The sequence below is a fragment of the Thalassospira sp. NFXS8 genome (genome assembly GCF_040148805.1).
GTDB lineage: Bacteria > Pseudomonadota > Alphaproteobacteria > Rhodospirillales > Thalassospiraceae > Thalassospira.
In genome coordinates this window covers 27,991-48,853 of record NZ_JAGEMF010000004.1, presented here as the reverse complement: position 1 = coordinate 48,853, position 20,863 = coordinate 27,991, and the positions used below count along the sequence as shown (strand labels likewise).

The 20,863-nt window shown below is 52.8% G+C and carries 20 protein-coding genes; 8 read left to right on the top strand and 12 right to left on the bottom strand.

Annotated features, from left to right (window positions below; genetic code table 11):
- Position 1 precedes the first annotated feature (1 nt).
- Both cyoB and cyoA read right to left on the bottom strand, forming a co-directional pair.
- The gene (cyoB, locus tag J4E05_RS19165; RefSeq protein ID WP_085589131.1) at positions 2-2,005 is read right to left on the bottom strand and encodes a cytochrome o ubiquinol oxidase subunit I; all 2,004 of its coding nucleotides are present in this window, start codon (positions 2,003-2,005) and stop codon (positions 2-4) included.
- A 75-nt stretch (positions 2,006-2,080) separates the two neighbouring features.
- On the bottom strand, positions 2,081-3,181 hold the full coding sequence (gene cyoA, locus J4E05_RS19160; protein WP_349598986.1) for a ubiquinol oxidase subunit II: 1,101 nt from the start codon (positions 3,179-3,181) through the stop codon (positions 2,081-2,083).
- A gap of 394 nt (positions 3,182-3,575) precedes the next feature.
- Between cyoA and J4E05_RS19155 the strand changes: the two genes are divergently transcribed.
- Entirely contained in the window at positions 3,576-4,916 is a 1,341-nt protein-coding gene (locus J4E05_RS19155) for an MFS transporter (protein ID WP_085589134.1), read from the top strand.
- Positions 4,917-5,028: 112 nt separating this feature from the next.
- Here the strand turns inward: J4E05_RS19155 and J4E05_RS19150 are convergent, their stop codons facing one another.
- The 3 genes from J4E05_RS19150 to J4E05_RS19140 form a co-directional block, all read right to left on the bottom strand.
- Entirely contained in the window at positions 5,029-6,354 is a 1,326-nt protein-coding gene (locus J4E05_RS19150; protein WP_349598983.1) for a methyl-accepting chemotaxis protein, read from the bottom strand.
- A gap of 201 nt (positions 6,355-6,555) precedes the next feature.
- Complete coding sequence (locus tag J4E05_RS19145; RefSeq protein ID WP_349598980.1) at positions 6,556-7,017, bottom strand: Rrf2 family transcriptional regulator; 462 nt, start codon at positions 7,015-7,017, stop codon at positions 6,556-6,558.
- Between the two features lie 223 nt (positions 7,018-7,240).
- Positions 7,241-8,152: a LysR family transcriptional regulator gene (locus J4E05_RS19140; RefSeq protein WP_349598977.1), complete on the bottom strand. Its 912-nt coding sequence runs from the start codon at positions 8,150-8,152 to the stop codon at positions 7,241-7,243.
- 141 nt (positions 8,153-8,293) lie between these two features.
- On the opposite strand from J4E05_RS19140, the gene J4E05_RS19135 reads away from it, so the two are divergent.
- A complete protein-coding gene (locus tag J4E05_RS19135) occupies positions 8,294-9,148 on the top strand; it encodes an oxidoreductase (protein WP_349598974.1) in 855 nt (284 codons plus the stop codon).
- A 181-nt stretch (positions 9,149-9,329) separates the two neighbouring features.
- On the opposite strand, the gene J4E05_RS19130 is transcribed toward J4E05_RS19135, so the two are convergent.
- Positions 9,330-9,548 (bottom strand): DUF3126 family protein, encoded by a 219-nt coding sequence (locus J4E05_RS19130; protein WP_085589144.1) that lies wholly within the window; start codon positions 9,546-9,548, stop codon positions 9,330-9,332.
- Positions 9,549-9,867: 319 nt separating this feature from the next.
- On the opposite strand from J4E05_RS19130, the gene J4E05_RS19125 reads away from it, so the two are divergent.
- The gene (locus J4E05_RS19125) at positions 9,868-10,587 is read left to right on the top strand and encodes a glutathione S-transferase (RefSeq protein WP_349598971.1); all 720 of its coding nucleotides are present in this window, start codon (positions 9,868-9,870) and stop codon (positions 10,585-10,587) included.
- Positions 10,588-10,677: 90 nt separating this feature from the next.
- Entirely contained in the window at positions 10,678-11,214 is a 537-nt protein-coding gene (hpt, locus tag J4E05_RS19120) for a hypoxanthine phosphoribosyltransferase (protein ID WP_085589150.1), read from the top strand.
- Positions 11,215-11,347: 133 nt separating this feature from the next.
- On the opposite strand, the gene J4E05_RS19115 is transcribed toward hpt, so the two are convergent.
- The 3 genes from J4E05_RS19115 to J4E05_RS19105 all read right to left on the bottom strand — a co-directional run bounded on the left by J4E05_RS19115 (position 11,348) and on the right by J4E05_RS19105 (position 12,546).
- Positions 11,348-11,944, bottom strand: coding sequence for a phage holin family protein (locus tag J4E05_RS19115; RefSeq protein ID WP_349598968.1), 597 nt, complete (start codon positions 11,942-11,944; stop codon positions 11,348-11,350).
- Entirely contained in the window at positions 11,941-12,240 is a 300-nt protein-coding gene (locus tag J4E05_RS19110; protein ID WP_085589153.1) for an ElaB/YgaM/YqjD family protein, read from the bottom strand. Before J4E05_RS19110 ends, J4E05_RS19115 begins: the two co-directional genes overlap by 4 nt.
- Before the next feature lie 132 nt (positions 12,241-12,372).
- Entirely contained in the window at positions 12,373-12,546 is a 174-nt protein-coding gene (locus J4E05_RS19105) for a hypothetical protein (protein WP_349598964.1), read from the bottom strand.
- Positions 12,547-12,705: 159 nt separating this feature from the next.
- Between J4E05_RS19105 and J4E05_RS19100 the strand changes: the two genes are divergently transcribed.
- Positions 12,706-12,831 carry a hypothetical protein gene (locus J4E05_RS19100; protein ID WP_349598961.1) on the top strand — a complete coding sequence of 42 codons (126 nt, stop codon included), beginning with the start codon at positions 12,706-12,708 and terminating at the stop codon, positions 12,829-12,831.
- Positions 12,832-12,844: 13 nt separating this feature from the next.
- On the opposite strand, the gene J4E05_RS19095 is transcribed toward J4E05_RS19100, so the two are convergent.
- A complete protein-coding gene (locus J4E05_RS19095; protein ID WP_349598958.1) occupies positions 12,845-14,473 on the bottom strand; it encodes an OpgD/OpgG family glucan biosynthesis protein in 1,629 nt (542 codons plus the stop codon).
- A gap of 331 nt (positions 14,474-14,804) precedes the next feature.
- Here J4E05_RS19095 and J4E05_RS19090 point away from each other — a divergent pair, with 331 nt between their 5' ends.
- Both J4E05_RS19090 and J4E05_RS19085 read left to right on the top strand, forming a co-directional pair.
- Positions 14,805-15,632, top strand: a complete 828-nt coding sequence (locus J4E05_RS19090) for an HAD-IIB family hydrolase (protein WP_349598955.1) — start codon at positions 14,805-14,807, stop codon at positions 15,630-15,632.
- A 2-nt stretch (positions 15,633-15,634) separates the two neighbouring features.
- Complete coding sequence (locus J4E05_RS19085; protein ID WP_085589203.1) at positions 15,635-16,873, top strand: glycosyltransferase family protein; 1,239 nt, start codon at positions 15,635-15,637, stop codon at positions 16,871-16,873.
- Between the two features lie 85 nt (positions 16,874-16,958).
- Here the strand turns inward: J4E05_RS19085 and J4E05_RS19080 are convergent, their stop codons facing one another.
- Positions 16,959-17,801, bottom strand: a complete 843-nt coding sequence (locus tag J4E05_RS19080) for an SDR family oxidoreductase (protein WP_349598952.1) — start codon at positions 17,799-17,801, stop codon at positions 16,959-16,961.
- A 106-nt stretch (positions 17,802-17,907) separates the two neighbouring features.
- Between J4E05_RS19080 and J4E05_RS19075 the strand changes: the two genes are divergently transcribed.
- Positions 17,908-18,852 (top strand): LysR family transcriptional regulator, encoded by a 945-nt coding sequence (locus J4E05_RS19075; protein ID WP_349598949.1) that lies wholly within the window; start codon positions 17,908-17,910, stop codon positions 18,850-18,852.
- On the opposite strand, the gene J4E05_RS19070 is transcribed toward J4E05_RS19075, so the two are convergent.
- Positions 18,828-20,642 (bottom strand): alpha-amylase family glycosyl hydrolase, encoded by a 1,815-nt coding sequence (locus J4E05_RS19070; RefSeq protein WP_349598946.1) that lies wholly within the window; start codon positions 20,640-20,642, stop codon positions 18,828-18,830. The genes J4E05_RS19075 and J4E05_RS19070 overlap by 25 nt on opposite strands.
- Positions 20,643-20,863: the final 221 nt, after the last annotated feature.

Genomic DNA, 20,863 nt, shown 5'->3' with positions numbered 1-20,863 from the left:
CTCACGCCTGTTTTGCCAGAAGCTTGGTACGTGCTTCTTCGGTCTCGATCACTTCTTCCGCAGGAATGTGGAAGTCACGGTCGTAATTGAACGAATGCCCGATGGCGACAGCGATCATGCCGACAAATGCCAGGATGGCAAGCCACCACATATGCCAGACCATGCCAAAGCCAAGTGCCACAGCCAGGGCGGCAATAATGGCCCCCGTCCCCGTGCCTTTCGGCATGTGGATGGATTTAAAGCCTTCGGTCGGACGGACAAAGCCACGCTGTTTCATATCCCACCACGCATCATGGTCATAAACCACAGGCGTGAAAGCATAGTTATATTCAGGCGGCGGCGAGGAAGTTGACCATTCAAGGGTCCGGCCATGCCAGGGGTCACCGGTTTCATCGCGCAGCTTGTCGCGGCGCATGACACTGACAACCAGCTGAATAACGAAAGACCCAATGCCACAGGCGATCAACACCGCACCAAAGGCCGCAATAACAAACCAGATCTGCAATGACGGATCATCGAAATGGTTCAGGCGGCGGGTAACGCCCATCAGGCCCAGAACATAAAGCGGCATAAACGCGAAATAGAAGCCGATGAACCAGAACCAGAACGACATTTTGCCCCAGAACGGATCAAGTTTGAAACCGAACGCTTTCGGGAACCAGTAGGTGATACCGGCGAAAACACCGAACACCACGCCACCAATGATCACGTTATGGAAATGCGCAATCAGGAACAGGCTGTTGTGCAACACAAAGTCAGCCGGCGGAACAGCCAGAAGAACACCGGTCATGCCACCGATCACAAAGGTGAGCATGAAGCCGATGGTCCACAGCATTGGTACTTCAAACCGGATGCGGCCCTTATACATGGTAAACAGCCAGTTGAACATTTTCGCGCCCGTCGGGATCGAAATGATCATGGTGGTGATACCAAAGAACGAGTTCACGCTCGCCCCGGAACCCATGGTGAAGAAGTGATGCAGCCAAACCAGATAGGACAGGATCGTGATCACCACGGTCGCATAGACCATCGAGCTATAGCCAAACAGACGCTTGCCGCAGAAAGTTGCAACGATTTCTGAAAATACACCAAAGCAGGGCAGGATCAGGATGTACACCTCGGGGTGACCCCAGATCCAGATCAGGTTGATATACATCATCACGTTGCCGCCCATATCATTGGTAAAGAAATGGGTGCCGACATAACGGTCAAGGGAAAGCAGAACCAGAACAGCGGTCAAAACCGGGAACGCAGCCACGATCAGAACGTTGGTGCAAAGTGCGGTCCAGGTGAAAACCGGCATTTTCATCATCGACATGCCAGGCGCGCGCATTTTAACAATCGTCGCGATCAGGTTAACCCCGGAAAGCAGGGTCCCCAGACCGGCGATTTGCAAGCCCCAGATGTAATAATCAACGCCAACGCCGGGGCTATGCGAAATATCGGACAGCGGCGGATAAGCCAGCCAGCCGGTTTTTGCAAATTCACCAACAAACAGCGAAATCATGATGATGATCGCGCCAGCAGCCGTCATCCAGAAGCTGAAATTGTTCAGATACGGGAAGGAAACGTCGCGGGCACCAATTTGCAGCGGCACAACAAAGTTCATCAAACCGGTGACGAACGGCATCGCGGCAAAGAAAATCATAATCACGCCATGTGCGGTAAACACCTGGTCATAATGGTGCGGCGGCAAAAACCCTTGCGAGTCGCCAAACGCCATGGCTTGCTGCGCACGCATCATCAGTGCGTCGGAAAAACCGCGCAACAGCATGATCAGGCCCAGAATGATATACATCACGCCGATCTTTTTATGATCAACGCTGGTAATCCATTCCTGCCACAAATAGGTCCATTTACCGAAATACGTGATCGCGCCCAGAACAGCCAGGCCGCCAAGCACGACACCAATAAATGTCACGACCAGAATTGGTTCGTGATAGGGGAATGAATCAAGGGAAAGCCGACCAAAGATCAACTTTAACAGATCCGGATTTGAAGGCATCGGTTTACTCTTCTTTTCAATTCGGCTGTGCCAGGCACAGCCGACAAGGTCCGATAAACTAGGATCGCGGTTCGATCAGGGCTTCGCAGCGTCACTGCCATTTTCAGGCATATCCGCCATCGGCTCGCCCGGGGCAGCGTGACCGTCATGGTTCATTCCGGCCATCGGTTCGCTTTCGGCAGCGTGTTCCCCGTGCGACATCGCATCGTGGGACATGCCCTCCATCGGCGCTTCCATGCCCGAATGTTCACCATGGGACATATGGCCGCCCTTGGCATCGATCATCATCATCTCGTTCATGCACATCTTGGATGTATCAACGCACATGTTAACCACAGCATTAAACAATTCCGGGTCGACGTGACTATAATAATGTACCGGCTCCGCCGTGGTCGGCTTAGCCAGGTCCAGATATTGCGCACGACCAAGGTCGCCTTCCCCGTCTGACTTTACCTTGGCAACCCAGTTGTCAAAGTCAGCCTGCTTCATGCCATGAAACTTGAAATGCATGTCCGAAAAGCCAGCCCCGCTATAGTTTGCAGAGAAGCCCTTATAGACGCCTTCCTTGTTGATCACGGCGTGCAGCTTGGTTTCCATGCCTGCCATCGAATAAATCTGACCGGCAAGGGCAGGAATATAGAACGAGTTCATAATCGACGAGGACGTGATTTTGAAGTTGATCGGAACGTCAATCGGCGCTGCCAGTTCGTTAACTGTCGCAATGCCCAGTTCCGGATAGATGAACAGCCATTTCCAGTTCATCGAAACGACTTCAACGGTCAGCGGCTTCATTTCCTGTGTAACAGGCCGCGCCTCATCAAGCCGGGCAAGAGGACGATACGGATCAAGCGCATGCGTGCTAACCCAGGTGATCGCGCCCAACGCAATAATAATAAGCAGCGGCGCGGACCAAATGATCACTTCAAGACGGGTGGAATGGTGCCAATCGGGTTCGTATTCCGCGTCTTTGTTTGACTGACGGTATTTCCAGGCAAAAAACACAGTCAATGCCATCACCGGAATGATGATGATGAGCATGAGAATGCTGGAGACAATAATCAGGTCGCGTTGCTGCACCGCAACGTCGCCCGAGGGGTGCATCACAACCAGATTGCATCCGTTTAACAGAAGCAAAAGAGGTGCAATCAGCAGGCCGCGTGAAAGTTTTGATGACATACGCTTGATCTTTTGACCAGTCTCAGGACGAGACCATTTGCAAACAAAACAGCAATATCCGCATTGCGCCCCAAGAGCCCCAATCACGTCAATTGCCTGTCGTTCCCGGATTCAGTTTCAAAAACAAGACGGTAAAATACCGCCATGACTGACGAAAATTAAGCTGGTCAAATTCCAACCAGTGCCCGGATTGCTACATCCGACCGCCAATTTTGTCAACCCCGACACCCCAGCTTTTCCGCCACATTTGCCATGCCTCTGCGTCATAAGTCACATTCCCAATCAAGAGGCGATTTGACACCAATGCTTTACAGGCTCATAGTTGTTCTAAGACCAATTCCAAATCTGGCTTTGACCCAACCATAAAGGTCATAAAACACAAAGGGAGGGGTATATGAGTTATCCCAGTCAGTCTTACGCAGCGGCGTCCTCCTCACAACTCGAGCGTGATGTTCGCCAGCTTTCAACGCGTACCCAGGTCGACCCCGGCAAGATAGCTTTGGGTGTCATTATTGGTCGCACGTCGGAATTTTTCGACTTTTTCACATATTGCATTGCAGCAGTAATTGTATTTCCCCGCCTACTGTTCCCGGCTTACGATCCGGTTACCGCGACGCTTTATTCCTTCGCTATTTTTTCGCTCGCCTTTATTGCCCGTCCGGCAGGCTCGCTTTTGTTTATGGCGGTTGACCGGCGCTATGGCCGGGGTGCGAAACTCACAGTTGCAATGTTCCTGCTTGGTGGTTCCACCGTCGCCATTGCCTTTATTCCCAGTTATGAAAGCGCTGGCGTATTGGGTATTTACCTGCTTTGCGCGTTCCGTTTTGCCCAGGGTCTTGCCCTTGGCGGCGCATGGGATGGCCTGGCATCTCTTCTGGCACTCAACGCGCCACAAAACCGCAAGGGCTGGTACGCGATGATGCCTCAACTGGGCGCGCCGCTGGGCTTTATTGTGGCAGCCGGGCTGTTTGCCTACTTCCTGATGACGTTAAGTGATGCCGATTTTATCGACTGGGGCTGGCGTTATGCCTTCTTTGTCGCCTTTGCGATTAATGTTGTCGCTTTGTTTGCCCGCCTGCGCCTGGTAGCAACCACCGAATTTGGTCATCTGCTTGATCAAAACGAACTTCAGGCCGTACGCGTCACCGACACGTTCAAGGTTCATGGCCGCACCATTTTGCTCGGCGCCTTCCTGCCACTGGCAAGCTATGCCCTGTTCCATCTGGTCACCGTGTTTCCGCTAAGCTGGGTCAGCCTTTATACCGACCATTCCGTTGGGCGGTTTCTGATTGTTCAGCTTGTTGGCGCGGTTATCGGTATGGGCACCATTGCTGCATCGGGTATTATTGCCGACCGTATTGGCCGCCGCAAGCTACTGGGCATTTGTGCCGTCGTCATTGGCCTTGGCAGTTTTGCCGCTCCGTTCCTTTACGAAGCGGGTGCAATTGGCGAAGACATTATTGTGCTGGGCGGTTTTGCCATTCTCGGCCTGTCCTTTGGTCAGGCAGCGGGGGCACTGGCATCAAACTTCCGCCAGCAATATCGCTATACCGGGTCGGCCATCACCTCTGACCTTGCCTGGTTGATCGGGGCTGGTTTTGCGCCGCTGGTTGCCCTGTTCCTGTGTGATCGCTTTGGTCTGATCATGGTCGGTGCCTATTTGCTGTCCGGTGCGATCTGCACGTTGATTGCGCTTTATTTCAACAAACAGATGGTTGAAACCCAGGCTGACTAGCCACACGGTGCCAACCGGCATATATTGATAAATAAAGGGCGGCATCACATTGATGCTGCCCTTTGTTATATGGCAAATTCGCATAGGCCAGCCTCAAACAGCAAACCACTAGCTATTGCTGCTGCGCCCTGATCATACGGCGCAGGCGCTGCATCACCTCGCGATTGCTGGTTTCCATCGCACTTAATGCTGCCAGTGCCGGTTCGATGTTTCCAGCGCGATACTGGCCAACGGCAATACGGGCATTTTCATGCACTTGCCGGTGCGGTTCTTCCATGGCGGCAAAGTCGGGCAAGCTGGCAAATTGTCCCTGCCCTGATCCCCCATAATACCATTGCCCCAGCCGACAATCGGTTTCAGGTGGAAAATCGGCCTCGGTCGCGTTTGAAAGCCCCATAAACACCCGATAAACTTCCAGCTTCAATTCAAGTTCTTCAAGGTTGGCCAACTCAACCTCGCTTAACATTGCCGCCATTGTCAGCGCACTGGCGGACTGATCCGACATTTCAACAATTCGGCCTGTTCGTGCCAAAATCTCCCCCGCCTCATCCTTTAAATGGCTGGTAGCCTGGGAATTGGCCCGCATATTGTCATCTGTTGTGCTGGCGGTCTTTTTAATCTCGCGCACCAGCGAACCAATATCATCGGTCGCTGTTGCTGCCTGCCCCGCCAGCGTGCGCACTTCGGTTGCCACCACGGCAAAACCCGCCCCGGCCTCGCCCGCGCGGGCCGCTTCAATACTGGCATTAAAGGCCAGCAACCGGGTCTGGCGTGATACATTGTCAATCAAGGACAAAATAGTGCTGATCCGATTGGCATCGACGTTCAATTCTGAAATTTTCTGCGATGCCTGGTCAACCTTGGTACTGATGGCGACAATTTCAGCAACCATCTCTTTCAACCCGGCCTGGCTGGCCTCTGTTTCACGCCGGGAATCTCCGTTGGCACGGCTATGATCAATCAGCAGCGATGATAACTCGCCAAACGATTCTCTGACCGATACCAGCGAATTGCCAAATCCATCCAGATTGCGAAACACCACCTGATAAACGTCGCGCTGATGTTCAAGTTCGCGAATGCGGGCCAAAAGCCCGGCCTCGCACGGCGTTACGGCGCCCTCTTGCGAAACGCTGCCCGCCCTTCCTTCGGTATCACCACCTGGCAGTGGCAAACCCGGTGACGAGCCCTGCAAAACTGCGTCAAAACGGCAGTCATCATCTAATGTCAAAGCAGCTCCATGCATCGCTTGCGCCACCGCATCAGGCTTTCCCAATACAGGCGATGTTGCCAAATTTACGTTGGCTGCCGACTTTACCGAAGTTCGCGCCACGCCGTTTACGTCACCATCCGGTCGTTCCTGCAATGCGTACATGTTGTCCTCCGCACTTTGCATCCATTCCCCCGTCACCCCCACCACTACGGCACCGGCTTTGGGCATCAAAAGTATCTTCTTTTAACATATATATAAAATACATGTTAATCCGCAAAATGCATGGCTGGTCTGACAACATGCTTGCCAACCAACAGATTGTCGGCGTTTCCGTTCATAATATACCTTACACCAAAGCTTGTTGATCAGGCGGGCGGGCTCGACGGAGCCGTTGCCTTTCGCGACACTGGCCACGCGGCACAGTTGCACCTATTCACGGCAACTATCGCCCGCCGGTGCCAGTCCCAACAGATCGGCAAGGGCTGTGCGAGGGCCGATCAAATCAGCCAAAACATAACCGTCGAGAACAGCATAAAATGCTTCGCCTGCCTTATACAGGGCGCCGCGCAACAGACAGGCTGGCTCGATTTTGCAGATCCCCGCATGGGCCGGATCGAAACATTCAACAATATGGCTGTCTTTTTCAGTTTCGCGCACCACCGCCCCGATATTGATGTCACTCGCCGGACGGGCCAGCATCATTCCGCCGCCCTTACCACGCACAGTGGTAATTATATTTTGCCGCGCCAGATGATGCACCACCTTCATCAGGTGGTTACGCGAAATATCATAAGCCGTGGCAATTTCATCAATCGTTGCCAAACCCTGGCCGTGCAAACCCAAATAAATCAGGGTGCGCAATGTGTAGTCACTAAAAACCGTCAACCGCATTATTCATTCCTGACACGGCAATTGCCGCTACTACATGCCCGCCCGTCCACGGGTCGCTTTTCCGGCTTCATTATCTTTTCGCACATAACGCACCTAACACATCAAAACAAATATTTTTAATGCACCTTATGAAGTCGAATAATCCCGCAAAATCTGCGCCCGGCATACGCAATAAAGCCATCCCCGCCCCTAACGACAAGGGTCGAACTTTTATCAGTAATCATTACCCGTCATCCCGGTTAGCCATGCGCAAAAAATCAATCACGGCACGCACAGCTGGCGGTGTGTGTTGCTGGCGGGCATAATACAAATACCAGCCGGGAAAATCGGGCGAATAACTTTCAAGCAGTGGCACAAGTTTTCCGGCATTGATCAAGGGTTGCATCCACTGCGATGACCAATAGGCAAACGCCACCCCCACACCCTGGGCTGCGGCCATCAGGGCCGTGTCACGGTGCGATACAATCAGGGTGCCGTTAACGGCCACGTTAAACCAGCGACCATCTTCGTTAAATTCCCAATTATAGATTTTATTGCTGCCCGGTTTCCGCCAGTTAATGCAGTTATGCCCCAGCAAATCAGCCGGTATATGCGGCCTGCCGTATTGTGCCAGGTAATCAGGCGATGCAACCGCCACCTGGCGCAAATCCGGCCCCAGTTTGACAGCGATCATATCTTTTTCCAAAAGCTCGCCCAGGGTAATGCCAATATCAAAGCCATCGCCCACAATATCGATCATGGCATCGTTAATGCCCAGCTCCAGGGTGATATCAGGATATTTCTTGTAAAAATCACCCAGATACGGCTCGACCAGTGAGGCCAGCGCCAAACGTGGCAATACCAGCCGCACGGTTCCCGAAGGCGCGCCTTGCAAATTGCGCACCTCGCCAAGGGCTGCCTCCATTTCGCCAAGCGCCGGTTTAAAACGGTCAAACAGGCGCTTGCCTGCTTCGGTTGGGGCGGTACTCCGCGTGGTCCGGTTTAATAATTGCACCCCGATCCGTGCCTCAAGCTGGCGAATGGTCTGGCTCAATGTCGATGGCGAAATCCGCAATCGGGCCGCCGCACGGGAAAAATTGCCTTCTTCAATAATGGCGACAAACGCCCGCAGGTCGGCAAACTCGCTGCCTCTCATTATGTTACTCCAGCCACATAGTCTGTTCTGTTTTTATATTATAGTCCAAACAATCATGTACCACTAGCCTGCCCTTCCACTTTTCGGGGCGCCTTAAATGCCCCGTCAACGACGTACTGCAATACCGAAAGGGTTCTAAAAATGGCAAGTTCAACCCAAAAGACATTTCTGGTTACGGGTGTCAGTTCCGGTTTTGGCAAAGCCTTTGCCACTGCGGCCTTGCAGGCAGGCAATCGTGTTATCGGCACTGTTCGCAACGATGCCGCCAAACAGGATTTTGAAAAACTGGGCAGCAACGCCACCGCAATCCTTCTTGATGTAACCGATTTTGAAAAAATCGAACCGGCCATCACGGCCGTGCAACAAACGGTTGGCCCAATTGATGTGCTGATCAACAATGCCGGATATGGCCACGAGGGCATCCTGGAAGAAAGCCCGCTTGATGAAATGATCGCCCAGTTCAACGTTAATGTGTTTGGCGCCGTCGCCATGATCAAGGCCGTATTACCCACCATGCGCCAACGCAAAAGCGGCCATATCATCAACATCACATCAATGGGCGGCTTTATTACCATGCCGGGTATTTCATATTATTGCGGGTCGAAATTTGCCCTGGAAGGCATTTCCGAAACCCTTGCCAGCGAAGTCGCCCACCTTGGCATTCACGTAACGGCCATTGCGCCGGGGTCGTTTCGTACCGACTGGGCCGGGCGTTCAATGGTCCGCACCGATCGCAGCATTGACGATTACAACCCCCTGTTTGACCCGATCCGCGAGGCCCGCACCGCCAAAAGCGGCCAACAGGCCGGCGACCCGGCAAAGGCCGCACAGGTAATGCTGGATCTGGTCAATCACGACGCACCCCCAACCCATTTGCTGCTTGGGGCCGATGCAATGTCGCTGGTGCGCAACAAACTGACTTCATTGGCCGATGAAATTACGCGCTGGGAAGATATCAGCCGGTCCACCGCGTTTGCTGCCACCCCCACAGCATAATCCCGACCAGACGGAAGACGGATGGCGAACCACATAACGCCATCCATCCGCAGCGGCACCGGTGCCATACCCGGTTAATTACCGGCAACACATCGGACATAAAAAAACGCCCCTTCGTGCGGGGGCGTTTTTTATGGTTCGCCCGTATAAGGCGCGAACAAACCAATAACCTTGCGCTGGCTTAATCGAGCGGCGGCAGGTCTTCTTCAAGGATCATGATCTGCAAGGAATAGCTGACTTCACCCTCGTCTTCGTCACGGTGCAAAACACCCAAAAATTCCTCGCCGACACGCATTTCAATCGGATGATCCTTGGCGCGCGGCGGATCAATGGCAATACGGTTATTGTCAAAGGTGCGACGCAAATACTTGGTTACCCGCGCGATCTCGGTCGGTGTCATGGTCTGTTTCCTTGTTTCCATCTGTGGTCGTCGGTTCACCGTCCCCAAAACAACGGCACCTGGTGCGTTTTCGTTCCGGTTCGGTGAAAGGCGATAAATTCCGTGCTTTTCCTTTCACAAACCGGACCGGTAAATCAAGCCCGCCGATTGTAAAACGATCAATTTTTTGCCTTGTTCCGGCAAAATATACTGCACGCACCTGTCTATCCACATATTTGGTGCCACATAACTATACTGAAATTGGCCGCGTCACGATACCCGCAGCGTATGCCCTGCAAAGTTGGTTGCAAAGATTGCCCCTTATGTTTAATCCGGAAGAATGACCGATCAAAGTAACGTTCCCCCATCATCCCCGATAAATGCACCGCTGGCACAAGCCGGCATTCCGGTATTATACAGTTTTCGCCGCTGCCCCTATGCAATGCGGGCACGCATGGCGCTGCTTGCGGCCGGTATTGATGTTGAACTGCGCGAAGTTGTCCTGCGCGATAAACCGGCGGCAATGATTATCGCATCCCCAAAGGCCACCGTGCCGGTGCTGATCCTGCCCGATGGCACCGTGATTGATGAAAGCCTTGAAATTATGGTTTGGGCGCTGGCCGAGGCCGACCCGCACCAGTGGCTTAGCCCCGAAAGCGGCGAGCTTGGTGATATGCTGGTTTTAATTGCGCAAAATGACGGGCCGTTTAAAAATCACCTGGATCGCTATAAATATGCCAGCCGTTACGAAGGTGCCGATCCCGCATTTCACCGCGAACAGGCAGAAAAAATTCTGAACCGGCTTGATGGCAGGCTTGCCGTCGGTCGTTTTCTGTTTGGTGGCCGCCCGGCACTGGCTGATTTTGCCATCGCCCCCTTTATTCGCCAGTTTGCCCGTGCTGATCAGGTAAAATTTGATGCCCTGCCGTTTGTACATTTGCAACGCTGGCTAAACGACATGCTGCAAACATCGTTTTTTACCAATGCCATGACCAAATATGAACAATGGCACGACGGGGATAAACCGGTATTGCTGCAAGCTCAAACAATAACAACATAGCATATTCAACCTCAAGCAGGCTGGTAAAGGCCCATTGCCTGTGGTAGCAACGCCTGCATTGAACCATTCCACCTTCGGGGACCCGGACTGATGGCCGATTATGATGTCAAGCCGTTGATCACTGCTGAGGAAATTGCCGCGAAAATCGATACGCTGGCAGCCCAGATCAACGAAAATTTCAAAGATACCCAAAAACTGATCGTGGTCGGCTTGTTGCGCGGCTCGTTCGTGTTTATCGCCGATCTGGTGCGTAAACTGACTGTGCCGGTCGAAGTCGATTTCATGGTGGCGTCAAGCTATGGTGACTCGACCGAAAGTTCGCGCAATGTCCGCATCATCAAGGATCTTGACGGGCAAATTCGCGGCAAGGATGTGCTTCTCGTCGAAGACATCATTGATACGGGCTATACCCTGTCCGAAGTGGTACGCCTGTTAAACACACGCGACCCCAACAAACTTGAAATCTGCACCCTGCTTAACAAACCATCACGCCGCGATATCGATATTGCCATTGATTATTGCGGCTTTGATATTCCCGACGAATTTGTGGTTGGTTACGGCATCGATTACGCCCAGAACAACCGCAACCTGCCCTATATCGGCACGGTACATTTTCACGGCGAATAATATCCGTCTTTAAACCATTGGGCCTATGGGCCATTGCACCACACATGCAAAACCGGCGTTCGGGTCTGCCCCGCACGCCGGTTTTGTTTTAAAACTGCAATAAATTTACAGCGCACAAATCACATTGCGACTGTTACTTCTGGTCCAGGCCCGGATCACGGGGAAATGGCGCACTATTTGGCGCTTTCAACCCATTATCGTCTGGCACGCCCGGATTATCTGCCGCCCCGCCTGCGGCACGGGCGGCACGCTCCATTGCCTCCGCATGTGCTGCTTCGGCTTTTGCAACTGCATTCTCGGCGGCGCGCTGGCGTTCAAATGCGCCAAGCCCGTCAAAATCCTGCAAAATGCGTTCAAAACCCTGATTCATACCCTGTTTATCGCCCTGTCCGGTGGCAAAACCGGCCCGGGCGGCATCAATCAGCAAATCAAGAATAACATCATCTTCGGTCCGGTTTGCCTTATGCGGATGGGGCGGCTTTTCGGTTTCAAATGTCGGACTTTTGCCAAACCATATTGCGGCAGCAACAAGCCCCAGCACAATTAAAACCACACCAATCGACAGCGCCGCCGTCACCGCCCCCACATGGGCAGCAAGTGCCATATAAATCGCAGCCAGAACAAACCCGGCCCCAACCAGAATAACCAGCCCGATCGCGGCGATGGCCGCAAGCCTTGCGGCTGCGGCCTGCGCCATATCACCAATCGCGGCGATCAGCTGATCGATCATCGTTGCAGCAGACGACCAATTAACAGGCCAACACCAAAGGTGGCTGCAACCGTTATCAGCGGACGTTCGCGCACCTGATCGACAGCCACGTCACGGGCATGGTCGAACTGTTCGCGTGCCTGACCAGAAACTTCCCGAACCCGCTGGGCGGCCTGTGCTGCACGGGTTTCGCCAGTTTCACGGGCAATTGTTTTAAGGGTTTTGGTCACTTCCGCCAGATCCTGACGAAGAATTTCGACCTCGGCCTGCAGCTTTGAGGTGTCGGCGCTCGTATCGGCTTCATTCTTGGCCACCATTGGGACCTCCTTGTATGTTTTAAACCGTTGCCTCACACAACACACCTCTAACGCACAACAATGCCTGCCGGTTCCATATCAATTGTGATGATTTAGAGGCAGCTGATATTAATCCGGCAAACCAACATGGTTTTATGCCCGCATCATCTTGCCCGCATCCGATGACAGGACATAATTCAGCCCGGCCTGCAATACCTGGCCCTCAAAACGGTTTTCATCCCCAAAACGATGCAGCACTGATGTCATTGCCCGGAAAAACCTTTGGCCATCCACACCCGCTGCGCACATCTGATCAACGGCTTCCATTTCCGGCACGCCGGCCCGAATGCGCCCTTCCACACAGGCACGGCTTTTAGTGCCAGAATGACCAACGAAATGCCGAGCGCATATAACAGGCGCGACAACAACAGCCCCGCCGGCCGCCGCCCTATGATCACAGGATAAAAAGTCGGCGGTTTGAGCAGAATGGACAAACCGGAAAAAGAACTGCACAAAACCAACATCTATAACCAGCTGGCTATAGAAAATATTTTAATGCCTACAAATGCCAAACGGGCCGGAAATACCGGCCCGTTATCTGCTCTGCATTGATATCAACAGATATCTAGAAATTATGCTCGCGATGCTCAAACACCCAGCTTTCGGTCAATAATCTGTCTCCGGTTTTAAGGGCGGCACGCAAATTAACCGGCCCATTGCCATCGGGGAAAATATCAAACACCAGTCGCCAGTAATCCTGCCCCACCACACGCAGGCAATAGGCATTTTGAATGGCGGCATTACTGGCCGTTACATCGGGCTCCACTGCTTTTTGTTCGGTGGTGTAATTTGCCAACGCGCCCCCGGCAAAATCAATGGCATATTTCAACCCTTTATCCGGGCGCTTTTGGCCTGGCACCCCGGCCCGGCCGGTACGCGTCGCAATGGCATGGCCAACTTTTACATCCCCATACAGGCCATCCACCATCCAGTGCATCCGATACTGAAAGGCGCGTTCTTCCCCGGCGGGCACTTCTTCATCTGTTGTCCAATAGGCAACAATATTGTCGTGAATTTCATCGTCGGTTGGAATTTCCAGCAACTGAACCATGCCTTTTTGCCAATCACCCTTTGGTTCAATCCACAGCGACGGGCGACGGTCATAAAACACGCCATCATCTTCGTAATTGGCAAAGCTGCGGTCGCGCTGCATTAACCCGAACCCCTTGGGCGCTTGGTCAACAAAGCTGCTGGTGCGGGTCTGTTTGGGGTTATCAAGCGGTCGCCACAGGCGTTCACCCGAGCCTGTCCAAATCGCCAGCCCGTCATTGTCATGAATTTCCGGTCGCCAATCCACCGCTTCATCACGGTTGGTTTCCGAAAACCAGAACATGCTGGTTAAGGGCGCGACCCCTAAACGACGCACGGCCTGACGGGTAAAAAACCGCACCGTAACATCCATTGTGACGTCCTGGTCATTTGGTTTCTGACATTGAATTTGCACAGCCCCGGTCAGACTTGGGCTATCGAGCAACGCATAAATATGCATTCCGCCATCGTGGGTCGGCTCCAGCCAAAATTCAGTAAACCGCGGAAATTCTTCGGGGGTATCATGCAAGGCAGTATTGACCGACACGGCCCGGGCAGACAGCCCGTATTGGTCCAATGGCCCGGCAGAGCGAAAATACGACGCCCCCATAAAGGCCAGCCAATCGCGCGAATGGTCCTGATCATAAAGCAGGCGAAACCCGCCCCATCCGGCATCATCTGGCATATCGGCTGCTTTGATGTCGCCCTTATAGTCAAACGCTGACGGGTCATATTGCACCTCCTGTGCCTGCCCGTCCGTTACGGTATAAATGCGAACCTTTTCCATGGTCCCGCGATTTTGATGAAACGGGGCAACCGGCGGCACGCCATCCGTATTCCACCACAATGACTTTTCGGTATCAAATTTGATTTGCTGATAGGCATCATAATCAATACGCGACAGAACATTTTTCAATGCATCGGAAACTTGCGGTGCCTGAAAGGGTTGTTTGGCCTGCTCACGTGCCCAGCCAATAACCCCCTTAAACGAAAACGGCTTTTTCTCGCCCATCGGCAACGTACCATCTTCGGCTGCCAACGCACGGGGCAAGGCCCCCGGCACAAGCCCTGCTGCGGCTGCCGCCCCGACAAGTCCGATAAAATTCCGTCGTCCCATTTTCACGCCCATCAAGCGACTTTCACCTTTAAAATCGTGTTTCGACATTCGTTTTTCTTAAATCACAAAGACTTGCAACCAAATTTTGCAATTTCCGCTGCCGATATGCCGACTAAAAATGGCATCGTCAGGGCCAGCATTTTTTACATCAAAGCCATTCTACAAACGAAAATCACCCCGCACTGTTCCCAATACGCAACAGTGCGCAGGCTATGATGACATCGGCAAAACTTAAGTGATGATTTTCCACACACTTTTATAATCATGCAAAAATGTGCATAAAATTTAATCTTTGCACTGTCGCCCAATCGGGGGCGCTGTGCTAGACTTCAATTGTTACTTCTGCAACACACTGTTTTAACTACGTTTTGCGAGATACATGCAACATCTGACCGGACTTGTCGTTTTTACCGACCTGGATGGCACCCTGCTGGATCACGATGACTATTCCTGGGAGGCGGCGCGCCCCGCCCTTACACGGCTGCGCGAAAACGACATTCCCCTGCTGGCAATTTCTTCCAAGACACTGGCTGAATTACGGGCAATCAATTCACAGCACCATCTGTTTGCCGGTCTGATCGGTGAAAATGGCGGCGTTATCGATATCAACGGCGATATCCGCCAGCCCGGTCCGCCAACAGCCACCATTGATGCTGCCCGCACCGCCATTGCCAAGGCCATATCTGTTCCGGTTGCAGGGTTTCGCACCAGCACAGCGGCCGAAATTGCCACCGCAACCGGCTTGCCCCCCAACGAGGCGGCCCTTGCCGGGCAACGCAACTGTTCGGATCCGTTAATATGGGCACCCACCGCCAAGGACATTGCCCTCGCCGGGAACATCGCCCGCGAATATGGGTTAAAACTGGTAAAAGGGGGTCGCTTTTACACATTATGCGGCGAAACAGACAAAGGGGCCGCCATGCAAACGGCGCTGAAAATGCTGCAAAAAGCAGGAAAGCTGCCAACAGGGCGGGCCGATATAACCACCATTGCCCTTGGTGATTCCCCCAATGATGCCGGGATGCTGGCCCATGCCGACATTGCCGTTCAAATTCCGGTCAAGCACGGCGGTGTTCCCACCCTTGATCTTGGCGGGAAAACAGCGCGCATCGCCCCGGCCCCCGGCCCTGATGGCTGGAACAGCACCATAAATTCAATACTCGACGATTTATCGCAAACGCCAACATCAATAACAAAAGCGAGGTAGAAATGGCCGATTTTCATCAGGGTGGCCCGATCACAACCCTTCATTCGATTATTGATCGTGACCCCGAAGAACTCGCTTATGAAATGACCGCCTTTGCCCGGTCGCGCCGCCAGACCCTTATTTTGCCATGCCTGTATTCCGAACTGGAAACACCGGCCATGACCACCATTTTGGAAGGTTTGAAAAAAGCCACCTATATTGACCAGATCGTGGTGGGCCTGGACCGGGCAAACGAAACCCAATACGCCTATGCGCGCGAGTTTTTCAAAGACCTGCCACAACGCACCCGCATTCTGTGGAATGATGGCCCGCGCCTGCGCGCCGTACATGACCGGCTGGAAAATTACGACCTGGCGCGTTACGAACCTGGCAAAGGCCGTAATGTGTGGTATTGCATGGGCTATACGCTGGCAACCGGGCGCAGTTCGGTTATTGGCATTCATGATTGCGACATTGCCACCTACACCCCCGACCTGCCTGCCCGTTTGATGTATCCCATTGCCAACCCGGCCTTTAATTTTGCCTTTGCCAAGGGCTATTACGCGCGCGTTGCGGGCGGCACGCTTAAGGGCCGTGTCTGTCGCCTGTTTGTCACCCCGCTTATTCGCGCGCTTAAGCAAGTCGTCGGCAAAACCGATTTCCTCAATTACCTCGATTGTTTTCGCTATGCGCTGTCAGGCGAAATTGCCATTCGCACCGATGTGGCCTATGGCCTGCGGGTGGCATCCGACTGGGGGCTGGAAGTTTCGATGCTTTCGGAAATGTATCGTAACCACACCGTCCATCGCCTGGCCCAGGTCGATATTGCCGATATTTACGACCACAAACATCGCGAATTTGACCCGGCAGAAAAGGACGACGGCCTGTCACGCATGGCCAGCGACATTGCCAAATCGCTGTTTCGTAAACTAGCCACCCAGGGCACAGTTTTCTCGCACGAAACCTTCCGTACCCTGAAGGCGACCTATTACCGCACGGCACTTGACCTGATTGAACAATACCGTGCCGACGCCCTGTTTAACGGCCTTAAAATCAATCGCGACGAAGAAGAAAAATGTGTCGAGGTTCTGGCCGAGGTGATCATTAGTGCTGGTCAGCATTACCTTGAAAACCCGCTGGAAAGCCCGTTCATCCCCAGTTGGCAGCGGGTTGAAAGTGCGATGGACGATATTTTCGAACAGCTTTCCGCCGCCGTTGACGATGACTTGAATGATAGTGAGATTGGCAAAGTTGCCCGATAACAAACATCAGCAGCTCCGCTAAAAACAGGCCGGGATGGCTATATATCCCGGCCTGTTTGCATATCAAACGCCTGTATCTGCCATATTATTTTGCGGTCCCCGTATCAAAATAACTGTGCATATGCGCCATATAGGCATCTTCTCCCTTATGCAGGCGCGCATCAATAAAGCCACGCGCATCATCGCCAACATAATAACGCAGCCGGTTACTGCCATCCGTCATGGCCTGCTCGACAAACCCCGCGACATAATCGGAATCCATCAAACGTCCCCCGGCCATTTTAGCAAAAACGGCGTTCGTTTTTTCTACAAAATCCTGATAATCGCCCAGGGTTTCGGCTTTGGAAAATTCCTGTGCGCTGCGGGAATGAAATTCGGTGGCACTAACCCCGCCGTGCGGAATAACCAGTTTTACTGTAATGCCCTGCGACGCCAGTTCATAGGAAACGGCTTCGCTAAAACCTTCGAGGGCAAATTTGCTGGCACAATAAAGCGAAACCATCGGCAAACCAAAAACACCCGCCCCTGAGCTGATATTCACAATTGTTCCGCCTTGATATTTGCGAAAATGCGGCAAAATTGCCCGCATGACATTCATCACCCCAAACACATTCACCTGAAACTGCTGGTCGATCCGGCTTTGGTTTAGTCCCTCAAACAGGCCATATTGACCGTAACCGGCGTTGTTGACGACCGCATCAATACGGCCAAACCGGGCAATGCCGGCTTCTATCGCCGCATCAATGCTGACACGGTCCTGCACATCCAGCCGGGTGACCAGCACATGGGGCAATTCGCGTAAGTCGGTGTCTTTTTCCGGGGTGCGCTGTGTGGCAACCACGTTCCATCCCAATGCGGCAAACCGCTTCGCTGTCGCTTTGCCAATTCCCGACGAGGTTCCGGTTATCAAAATTGTTTTCTGGTCCATTTCAGGCTCCATCGCTCTGTATCATTGACGATGGCGCACCATAGAAAGGTTTTATTGTTCGAATAAGCGAGATATTATTGCACAAAGTAATGCAGGAAATCGAACAATGAACAAAGGTGGCCTATTGGAACTACATGGTGTGGTCGCAGTTGCCACCCATCGCAATTTTCGCGCAGCGGCAGCCGAACTCGGCCTGTCACCATCCGCCCTTAGCCACGCGATTTCCAACCTTGAACAGCGCCTTGGTTTGCGTCTGTTTAACCGGACCACACGCAGCGTTTCACTTACCGAGGCAGGCCGGGAATTTGTTGATCGCGTCCGCCCGGCCCTGTCCGACCTTTCCGATGCCATGGAAATCACCAACAAGTTCCGGCAAAAACCGCGCGGAACCCTGCGCCTGAATACATCCGAAGGGTCGGCACGGCTGTTTTTAATGCCGGTTGCGGCCCGCTTTATCGCGGCCTATCCCGACATGCATGTCGATATTATTACCGATGGCAAGCTGGTTGATATTGTCGCGGGTGGCTTTGATGCGGGCATTCGCCTGTTTGAAACCGTCCCGCAAGACATGATCGCCATTCCTTGCGGCCCGCCTGAGCAATTCGTTATCGTTGCATCCCCCGAATATCTGGAAAAGTGCGGCAAACCAATCCCCAAAAACCCCGCCGATCTGGCAGCACATGCCTGCCTGCGCCTGCGTTTACCCAGTGGTAAAATCTATCGTTGGGAATTTGAAAAACGCGACCAGCAAATTGAAATCGACGTCACTGGCCCCATTACCCTTGATAGTTCCAATATGATAGTCGAAGCCGCAATTGCCGGATGCGGCATTGCCTATGTCACCCGCCATCAGGCCGCACCATATTTGCAATCCGGCGAACTGACGCAAATGATGCATGACTGGACACCGCCCTTTCCCGGGCTGTGCCTGTATTATCCCGGTCATCGCCATGTTCCGGCAGGTTTGCGGGCCTTTATAGACGTCCTGAAAGCATCGGTTTCAACAGAACCGGAAACACCAGCCCCTTATACCGGCATTGCATCACGGTAGCGCTGCAACAACCGGCTTTCGGTACGGTGACGGCCATCCAGGTTGGAAATCCATAAAATTTGATACGGGGCCAGGGTCATAATGCCGTCGTAATCGGGAATCACCTTGCCGGTAATCAGGTCCTGCCAGCCTTCATTCATGATCAGGTTAATGCGTGACAAATCCAGATCCTGGTCCTGCGCCGTCAGGTTAAACACGCAGAAAATACTTTGATCATTCAAATGGCTTTGTCGCCAGATACCCAACAATTCCGATCCCAGATTAAGGGTATATTGCGTGGCATTGGGATGAAAGGCCGGTTGCCCCTGGCGAATGGACATCAAGGCGCGCAACTGCTCGAACACCTGCCGGGCCGGGCCGGGCGCCTCCAAAACGGCCTCCGCATCGGCCAGTTGCCAGATTTTGCGATTTAACCGCCGTGGAATACCGGTTTGCTGATAACCGTGCTGATCATTTTCCGATGCAAAAATTGACTGCACATAAATTGCCGGAATACCTTCTAACGACATGGCAATCGCCTGCGACATCACAAACCGTTCCAGCCCAAAGGTACGCTCGCCCGCAAAACTTTCGGCCAGCATGCTAAACAATGTCACGTTCAGTTCGTAGGGGCGCTGCCCGCCCCCGGCAACCGACCGATAACTTACCTCGCCGCCCATTTTACGGGCATGTTCGGTCATTTGGGTAATGTCATCATCAGGTACAATATTTTCGGCCGGGCGCAAACCAATGCCATCATGGCTGGCGGTGAAATTAAAAAATGTGCAACCTGCCGGGGCGGGTGGCATCGCCATGATGCATTTGCGAATATAATCTGACCGCCCACTCAGCAGCGCGTGCAAAATAACCGGTGGCAGGGAAAAGTTATAAATCAGATGGGCTTCGTCCTGCTGACCAAAATAAGACAGGTTTTCTACCATCGGCAGGTTGGTTTCGGTAATAAACACCAGGTCAGGTGCCACCGCATTGGCCGCAAGCCGTAATGCCTTAATAATCTTGTGGGTTTGCTCGGCATTGATCGAGGGTGTACCGGATTCTTTCCAGATAAAGCCAATCGCATCAAGCCGGATCACGCTGACCCCGTGGCTGACATAATCCAGCACGATTTTCAGAATTTCAAAAAATACATCGGGGTTGCTGTAATCCAGATCAACCTGATCATAACTAAAGGTACACCAGACATGCTTTGGCCCCAGTGCGGTTTCCACCAGATTTAGTAATGGATGGCTACGCGGGCGCACTACCAGTGAAATATCGTCATCCGGGTTGGCAGTTTTAATGTAATTAACACCCGGTTCCTGTCCGGCCAGAAATTGCCCAAACCATTCATGAGACGCCGAAATATGGTTTGCCACCAGATCGGCCATCACTTTGGCATGTTTGGACAAATCCTCGACATCCTCCCACGTCCCCAGTTCCGGGCGCAGGGTGGTAAAATCGGAAACTGAAAAACCATCGTCGGATGTAAAAGGGTGAAACGGTAAAATATGAATCCCCGGCAACCAGTCTTTCAGCCATTTCTGATGAAAGTCGCGCAGGGATTTAAGGCCCTGATAGCCATTGCGCGAAATGCTGTCGCCATAGGTAATTAAAAAGGCGTCGCGCTGGTCCCATTTTCGCAGGGATTCTTCCGCCGGTTCGGGGCCGTCGCCATCTATTGGCAAGTCCAAAACCTCGAATACGCGCCTTACCAGCAAAGCCGGGTCATGTTGTGGATAAACATCGCTCAACAGATTTCGCATTGCACTGGCAAAAGCAATCCGTCCAGACGTGCCAACAACCCGGTCCATTCGACCTCCTTAAAACAGGCAATTCAATTGATTGAATACAATCAAATAATTTTTCTGCCTATGATGCAAGCAGCGATTTATCATTGCCCGGCAAACAGGCACGACATCCCCTTGCATTGCAGCATGGTGGCTTGTGCCGGTTGCCCAATCATACCGGCAACACCGCACATATTAAAATAACCACCCAGGGTGCAATCGTGACGTTCCCCTGCGTATCGGTG